2 protein-coding genes and 2 pseudogenes are annotated in these 5,558 nt (G+C 59.2%); 1 reads left to right on the top strand and 3 read right to left on the bottom strand.

Going from position 1 to position 5,558, the window contains the following annotated elements:
• Positions 1-337: 337 nt before the first annotated feature.
• Positions 338-538 (top strand): annotated as a pseudogene (locus tag EOC06_RS31490) (SMC-Scp complex subunit ScpB); the annotation flags it as partial.
• 161 nt (positions 539-699) lie between these two features.
• Here EOC06_RS31490 and EOC06_RS40380 read toward each other — a convergent pair.
• The 3 genes and pseudogenes from EOC06_RS40380 to EOC06_RS31470 form a co-directional block, all read right to left on the bottom strand.
• Positions 700-936 (bottom strand): hypothetical protein, encoded by a 237-nt coding sequence (locus tag EOC06_RS40380; protein ID WP_063169293.1) that lies wholly within the window; start codon positions 934-936, stop codon positions 700-702.
• Between the two features lie 116 nt (positions 937-1,052).
• Positions 1,053-1,738: pseudogene (locus EOC06_RS43995) on the bottom strand (integrase); the annotation flags it as partial.
• 344 nt (positions 1,739-2,082) lie between these two features.
• Positions 2,083-5,514, bottom strand: coding sequence for an autotransporter domain-containing protein (locus tag EOC06_RS31470; RefSeq protein WP_128309621.1), 3,432 nt, complete (start codon positions 5,512-5,514; stop codon positions 2,083-2,085).
• Positions 5,515-5,558 lie beyond the last annotated feature (44 nt).

The following is a 5,558-nucleotide window of genomic DNA, read 5'->3' as shown; positions in this document are numbered from 1 at the left end:
GAATCCGACAACGAGTGCTCCTCCTAATCACCGGATCAACCTCCGGCGCCAGTCGTGGACACTGTGCAGAACTCGAGAAGTGAAGCTCATTGGAGTGAACCTGGTTGACGCCCAACATCTTCGCTCTGGAGCGCTTCACGCACACGGATTCATGGCAGACACCATGATGCGATCGATGCGGTTAGAGACCAAGCTGGCTGCGCCTGTGAGTTTCAGCCGCCAGCTGGAAGCAGCGGAGTTCTGAGGAGAAGGGTGGGGGGCCCAAGCCCTGCCGCAATCTTGGCCTGCACCGTCCCCTTGATTGTTGTGGGTCAACGTCTGCCTGCCCGCTGAATTTGGCACGCCTTACACCTACGTCACGACCAAGACCTTCCTGTTGCACTTCGGCCTCGACACACTGCGGGATTTGCCCGATTTCGAGGCGATTGAGGTTGCCGCGCTGCTCAGCAAGGAGAAGCTGCTGGCGGGCGATACTCCCATCGGGCTGGTGAGTGGTGGAGGAGGTGAGGAGCGACACTCCAAGGCCAGGACGGGCTAGCGCAGCAGATACATGGAAGTAATCGCTTGATATGAGCGGTTGAGAGTCGAATCAGGGAACTATGCGATCACTATCGATAAGAGGTGGCAATATCGATCGTGATTGTATCGGGCCACTCTACGGCGAAGGAGGCGGCAACTTGTGTCTCCGACCCGAAACGATTACCTTGCGGCCATTATGAGCAAGCATTTGGCATCCGTCTTGACGACGTGAACGCGCCCTGCAGCGTACAGCTGGACGACGCGGCGCTGGCCGATTGCTTTGCGGATCTCGATTTGGCCAAGCAGCATCCCGCTCATGTCAGCGCCTTTCTCGGCGAGGTCCCTCTCGCCCAGCAAGTCGAGTTCGCAACCGCGCACCACATTCGCGGTCGACGAGATGAAGGCTTTTGCCGCCAAGTTCTCTGCCTGGTCCGGCGAAAGCTATCCGCTCGCCGCATAATGGCTGGACATGATAGCCGACGCCCGTCCCGAATGGCGGCGGCTTTTTCGTATTATATCGACCTGATCGACAAGATGCGGCGGAACAGGGGTCCACGTGCGATGCGGCCAAAGCGGATCCAGCTCTCGAGCGCGACTACGGGGTAGGTGTGGTCGCTGGAGCCGCGGCCGACCTCGACCTCGCGCCAGCCGGTCTTGCCGCGCAGGGTGACCAGCAGCCCTTGCCGTCAAAAATCTCGATCCAGCTGGCGCCATCGCTGTTGTCGTCGCGCATGACGTCGAGACCGACGATCTCGGAGCGCCGCAGGCCGCCGCCACAGCCCAGGAGCAAAATAGCGCGGTCGCGCAGGCCCTGAGGTCGTGGCCGAGCGTGGCGATCATCGCCAGCAGATCGTCGCCAGGACCGCCTCTTTCTGCCGCGGTGGCTTTGCGTGCTTGCGGCGAATGCCGGCAAGAACCTTATAGATATGCCGCTCCGCGCGGTCCAACGGCCGGCCGCGCTGGGTAAAGTTCCAGGCGAGGCCGGAGAGCCGCCGCTCGATGGTCGCAACCGAAAGGGCAGGGGCGCCACGCTTCGGATCGCCGGCGGCGGTGCCCGAGGCACAGGCGCTGATATTGAGCCCGATCACCTTCGAGCCCGGAGGCAGGGGATCGAAGCCAGCGCGCCGGCACCAGGAGCAAAAAAATGCCGCCAATCCTTGGGGTAGGCGTCGCGCGTGTTCTCCGAGGTGGCGTTGTAGTCCCTCTCGGTCTCGACCAGTTCCTGGACATGCGCCGGGACTCTCTGAGCCGGGTCTCCATCTCCTTGTAGAGCTTGTCGAGCTCGTCATCGACTGGCTTCACGTCGTCGATTGAACATTGCGTCATCATAGGCTTTGTGCCTTGTTGTAGCAGGCATCGTCCGTTCGCGCGGCGGACCCAGACATCACCGTCGCTGAGCCGAGAACGACGGTAAAAGAAAATGCACTCACTGACTTCATAACCAATCTCTTTTGCGGGTGATTTAGAAACGGACGCCGAGCTTGGCGCTGAACCCGTGTGTCTGGGCATCCGAGGCGATCTGTCCCTGATAGGCGATGCCGAACGTCGCGTTCTCGGTGATGTTTACGTCCAGCCCAGCTTCGAGCAGAGCTGCGTTCTTTGCGATCGGCACGCCCTCGATGGCGAAGGAGGAACCGCCAGCAAAGGCAAGAGCGGTATCCGGCTGACGTCGCCGAAGGCGTGGCGCCAGCCAAGACCGCCGCGCGCGGTAGCAGTCACGGTGCCGAGGGTCAGTACCGTCGACGCACGCAGACCTAGCGTGGTAAACGCCGTGTCGCTCGAGCGATCCCCGCTCGACAAGGCGGCTGCGCCGCCCTTCTCGGTGAAGCCATCTGCGTCAAAATTCACATAAGCGAGATTAGCGTAGGGCTCGAAGGAAGCCGAAGCCGTATTGATACGGTAGCCGAGCTCGCCAAAGGCCTGGAACGTGCCGGCGTCGTAATCGGCCGAAAGGCTGTCGGCGAAGCCTGGAAAGACCACGGACCTGCCGGTCTCGATGCTGTGCCAGGTATAGGCAAGGCCGGAACGAAAACCGAGATTGCCGTTCTGCGTGCCGGCAAAAAGACCGAGATGGTAATTCTCGCTCGAGCCCGACGACGCGCGATCGTCCGCCTCCAAGGAGGTATGGCTGTAGCCGCTGATGAGGCCGAGCCGCCAGCTTTCGCCGACAGCCGCGTCACCGCCAGCCAGAAAGCCGCCTGTCGAGTGATCGAGACCGGCGGCATTGCCGTCGCTGTCGAGATGACCCCAGGCGCCGAAGCCACGGCCCCATACGGCGAAATTCTCACTCGTTGCCGGGGCCAGTTCCAGACCACCCAGCCCATAAGTCATCACCGGAACGCTGGAGGCACCGACGCCGTCGAACGCCGCACGGATCCGTTCGCTCGCGGCATCGCGTACAGAATGACTGTCCTCGATGAGGCCGCTATGAATGGAAGCATGAACCTCGCCTGATAGCATATCGAAAGCGTTGCGGGCTTCCGGCGCCGTCAGGAACAGGATGTTGTCCTGGATCGGATTACCGCTTCCAAGCGCCTGAGCCGCAGCGGCGACCGAGCGTTGATTGAAGGTGCTAGCTACATCGGCAAACGCCGTCGATGTGCGGCTGATATCGAGATAGACATTGTTGGCATCGTAGACGAGCTGGAAATCGACGAAGGGCGTCGCGTCTGTCGCCAGAGCCCCCGTCAGCCCGCCATAGGTGCCGCTTACGCCGCCTGCTGCGGAGAGCAGAGTATATCGGGCATCGACCGATAGCGTTCCCTGCCGCAGCAGCTCGATCTGCGCGCCGCTGTCGATCGCCGCTACTCCGCCAACATCGATGAGATCGGACGACCTTGCGAGGTCGACCTGATAGATCGATCCGGACTGCTGCGCGAAATCGCCCGTGACAGTCAGTGTGGTGACGATCCTGCTCGGATCGGTCGCACTGCCAGGAGCGACCGTGCCGCCCTCGGAAATGGTGACCGCACCGTAGGTGCCGCCGCCTGCGACGACACCGCCGCTGTTTGCGATAGCCGTGCCCCCGATCTGCCCGTCATTCCCGAGAAAGCCGGACGTGGTCGCATCATGGGAAAGCACACCTGTATCGGCAAGCAGCAATCCCGCGCCGGAACCGACCGTCGTCATGCCGGAAAAATTGTTCTTTCCGCTCAGCGTTTGCACGCCACCGGCAACGAATAGTTTGCCGCCCATATTATTGTTATCAACGTCGAGGTCGTTGATGCTGCCGGCGAACGTGTCGTTCGAATCCGTTAGCACCAGGGTACGCTTGCCCAGCTCGACCGTTCCGCTGCCACTCAGGCTACGAATACGGGCATCGTTGTAGGCGTCGGAGATTCCCCAATAGTCGCTGCCATTTCCATGTTCGGAGATATCGAACGTGCCGTCTGCAACGACTTTCGCTGACCGTTGGATGTTGCCGAGCCCCGCAAGCGAGAGATAGGCATCCTGAGCAATATTCGTCTCGCCGGTGTAGGTGTTGACATTCGTCATCCGGACCACCGTCTTTGTATCAAGCGTCAGCGATCCGGAGCCGGAGACGACACCCGCTATGCCGAACCCGCCCTCATTCCCCATGCTCGTCGTTATCCTGCTCAGACCGGTCCCTTCGGGTGCGGATGAATCGGTAGAGAAGTTGCTGGCAGTGACGAAATGTGACGTATAAGCGGTATACTTCTTCTCCAGATCGAAAATGACCGATCTGTTTTTGAAGAAGTCAAGACCGGCAACAAAACTGGTCTGGTCATTGGGTTGTTCCGTCGTGCCGCTGGTGTAGGTGAAGTCGATATTGTCCAGCCTTACCGGATCGCCATCCGTTCCTGCGATTGTAACGCTCGGGATGTTGCCCGATGCGCTTACGATCTCGCGTTGCTCATTTCTCCGAACATTTTTAAGTTTGACGCCCGCATCCTGAAATTGCTTCAGCATCGCATCACTGATCTCCAGACTGCCACCGCCCGGTGTGCCGGTGTCGAGCAATACCGCGGTCTTGTTGGGGTCGGTGATTGGTGGGGCTCCATCCTTAACCGTGTACTGCAGATTGTAGCTGCCTTCGTATTCGGTCGAGGCATTGGCGCCAGAGCCAGGAAAATTCTGATAAGAATCCTGATCTTTTTCCTCGGGTTCTCCCCATGGCATGGCATTAGTATATTGGGCCCGGAGGCTTGGATTGAGGTTGACAATCGTGCAGGGGGAACAGCCAGGCGTTTGGTCGCTCTCGGAATCCGGATTCACATTGGCGGAGACCACGTAGCCAGACCTGGTGACACTGCCCATCATGCCCCAGACACTTGTCTTGCCAAGAAAATCGCCGGCCCCGAATGTACCTGCGAAATCGCCGCCTTCGTCTGCCATCTTGCCAGCGGTCATTTTCGCCCGCTGCTCCTTATCGGCGTGATAAGGTTCTTGGAGATCCTGACCATACATATCTTTAAGTCCATCCGTCACGGATCCCGGCGTGCACTTAAGATTGTTGTCCTTGCAATACGCATGGGTATAGACAAAATCGAGAATGCGAGCAGCCCGGTATTTCTTATCGCTTACAGACGGCCCGTCGATTGTTATCTTTTGATCTGGATCGACATATGTAAATTTATCAATTTCCACGTTCTGAAGCTTATTACCATACGTTCCGTCCCCGTACGTATATACGTAAGGCGTGTCGGCAATCGGGCGGACCCCGGTCACCTCTGACCCGATCTGCGTGTTGAGCTGGTCCGAGCCCGTGTCGAATACGTATCGCTGCGCGTTGCCATTGTTGATCTTGGCCCAGATGCCCAGGCGGTCATGGCCTTCCCCGACATACTCCAGCGGGATCGAAATCGGGTCGTCGGCCAACGCTTCTCCAGTTGGAAATGCTACCAGACCCACCCCGAGAGACACAGCCGGCAGGAATACCGTCGTCATCGCGGTGGTTGCCGCCAGAAAGTTCTTTGTCCCGAAACAAGCCTGCATACCTGGTCCTCGAAAAAGTCTCGCAAACTGATTGATCATTGGAACGGCCTCCTGAATTGTTTAACGAGACCCTTTATGGCGGC

The organism is Mesorhizobium sp. M7A.F.Ca.MR.362.00.0.0 (assembly GCF_004023175.1).
Classification (GTDB): Bacteria; Pseudomonadota; Alphaproteobacteria; order Rhizobiales; family Rhizobiaceae; genus Mesorhizobium.
The sequence above is the reverse complement of the archived record's forward strand: the minus strand, read 5'-3'. Positions and strand labels throughout refer to the sequence as shown.

Bases quoted from the DNA above. Each gene is read 5' to 3' on its own strand.
- EOC06_RS31470 (WP_128309621.1), bottom strand. From the start codon at position 5,514: ATGATCAATCAGTTTGCGAGACTTTTTCGAGGACCAGGTATGCAGGCT.